The 2,052-nt window shown below is 70.1% G+C and carries 2 protein-coding genes; both read left to right on the top strand.

Translation table 11 applies throughout. From position 1 onward, the window contains the following. Positions 1–88 precede the first annotated feature (88 nt). Positions 89–571, top strand: a complete 483-nt coding sequence (locus tag G6017_RS13180) for a GNAT family N-acetyltransferase (RefSeq protein WP_182617749.1) — start codon at positions 89–91, stop codon at positions 569–571. 40 nt (positions 572–611) lie between these two features. After that, complete coding sequence (locus tag G6017_RS13185; RefSeq protein WP_182610381.1) at positions 612–1,967, top strand: TrpB-like pyridoxal phosphate-dependent enzyme; 1,356 nt, start codon at positions 612–614, stop codon at positions 1,965–1,967. Positions 1,968–2,052 lie beyond the last annotated feature (85 nt).

Consider the following 2,052-nt stretch of genomic DNA (forward strand, 5'->3'; position numbering starts at 1 on the left):
CCGGGTGCGGCCGCCGGCTCCGCGCCGCAGCCCTCGGACGACGATCCGGCCGGTGGTACCCCGGCCGACAAGCCCTGACCTGCAGACGGTGAGTGAGCACGACTCTCCGTGGAGAGTCGTCGCCTCTCCCTTGGCCGGGCTGGGTCCGCTGGACGTCCACGCGCTGTACAAGCTGCGCGTGGACGTCTTCGTCGCCGAGCAGGACTGCCCGTACGCGGAGATCGACGAGGTCGACGCCGACCCCGGCACCACGCACCTGTTGGCCTGGGCTCCGGCCACCGAATCCGGTCCGGACGAGTTGGTGGCCACCCTGCGCGTGTTCGGGTCGGGGGTCCACGGTGGGGTCATGCACCTCGGCCGGGTGTGCACGGCTCCCGGGTGGCGAGGGCGGGGGATCGCCGGTGTCCTGATCCGTCGCGGACTCGAGCTGTGCGGCGAGCTGCCCGTCGAGATAGGCGCCCAGTCCCACCTCGAGTGGTGGTACGAGCAGTTCGGGTTCCTCCGGTGCGGACCGGACTACCTGGATGAACGGATCCCGCACCTCCCCATGAGGCGCGACCTCCTAAGATGAGGTGTGGCTCACCCCTCCCCACATCTCCCGAGGACACCATATGACGTCTGACGCTGCATCCGGTTCACACTCCGCATCCGGTTCGCTGGTCACGGCACCTCTGGTCAAGGCACTTCTCCCCGAGAGCGAGATGCCGACCCACTGGTACAACATCCAGGCCGACCTGCCCGAGCAGATGGCGCCGCACCTGCACCCGGGCACGAAGGAGCCGCTCGGTCCGGAGGACCTGGCGCCGTTGTTCCCGATGGCGCTCATCGAGCAGGAGGTCACCGGGGAGCGGTACGTCGAGATCCCCGAGGAGGTGCGGGAGATCTACCGGCTGTGGCGGCCATCGCCCCTCATCCGGGCCCGCCGACTGGAGAAGGCCCTCGGCACCTCGGCGAGGATCTACTACAAGTACGAGGGCACCAGCCCGGTCGGCTCACACAAGCCCAACACGGCCGTGGCCCAGGCGTACTACAACGCCGCGGAGGGCATCACCAAGCTCACCACCGAGACCGGCGCCGGTCAGTGGGGCGCGTCGCTGGCGTTCGCCGGTCAGGCCTTCGGCATCGAGGTGGAGGTCTGGCAGGTCAAGGCGTCCTTCGAGTCCAAGCCGTACCGCCGGATGCTCATGGAGACCTTCGGCGCCTCCGTCCACCCGAGCCCCTCCGACCTGACCGAGGCGGGCCGGTCCTTCCTCGCCAAGGACCCCCACACCCCCGGTTCGCTGGGAATGGCGGTGTCGGAGGCGGTCGAGGTGGCGGCGGGCGACCCCGAGGCCCGCTACTCCCTGGGTTCCGTCCTCAACCACGTGTGCCTGCACCAGACGATCATCGGCGAGGAGGCCCTCAAACAGCTCGAGATGTTCGGGGAGGCCGCGCCCGACTACGTCTTCGGGTGCGCTGGGGGCGGCTCCAACCTCGCCGGTCTGGCGTTCCCGTTCATCCGCGAGAACCTGGCCGGGGCGCAGACGAGGATCGTGGCCGTCGAACCGACCGCCTGCCCGTCCATGACCGAGGGCGAGTTCCGATACGACCACGGAGACGTGGCGGGTCTGACCCCGCTCATGAAGATGTACACGCTGGGCCAGGACTTCGTCCCGGACCCCATCCACTCGGGCGGTCTCCGGTACCACGGGATGGCACCGCTGGTCAGTCACGTCAAGCACCTCGGCCTGCTCGACTCGATCGCGGTGGAACAGAACGTCGCCTTCGCCGCCGGTGTCGAGTTCGCCAAGGCCGAGGGCATCGTGCCCGCGCCCGAGTCCACCCACGCCCTCGCCGGCGCGTTCGACGAGGCCCGCAGGCACACCGGGGAGGCGGGCACGGGCCCGTCCATCGTGATCGGCCTGTCCGGTCACGGCTTCCTCGACCTCCCGGCCTACGAGTCGTACGTCCGCGGCGAGCTCGGCTGACCGGCGCCGACGCGGGGCGATCCGGTCCACCGCGTCCCCTGCCGCGGGGCCGTGTGTGAGCCGGAGCCCGGAGCCGACAGGGTCC

It is taken from the genome of Dietzia sp. B44 (assembly GCF_014145245.1).
Taxonomy (GTDB): Bacteria; Actinomycetota; Actinomycetes; order Mycobacteriales; family Mycobacteriaceae; genus Dietzia; species Dietzia natronolimnaea.

Bases quoted from the DNA above. Each gene is read 5' to 3' on its own strand.
- G6017_RS13185 (WP_182610381.1), top strand. From the start codon at position 612: ATGACGTCTGACGCTGCATCCGGTTCACACTCCGCATCCGGTTCGCTG.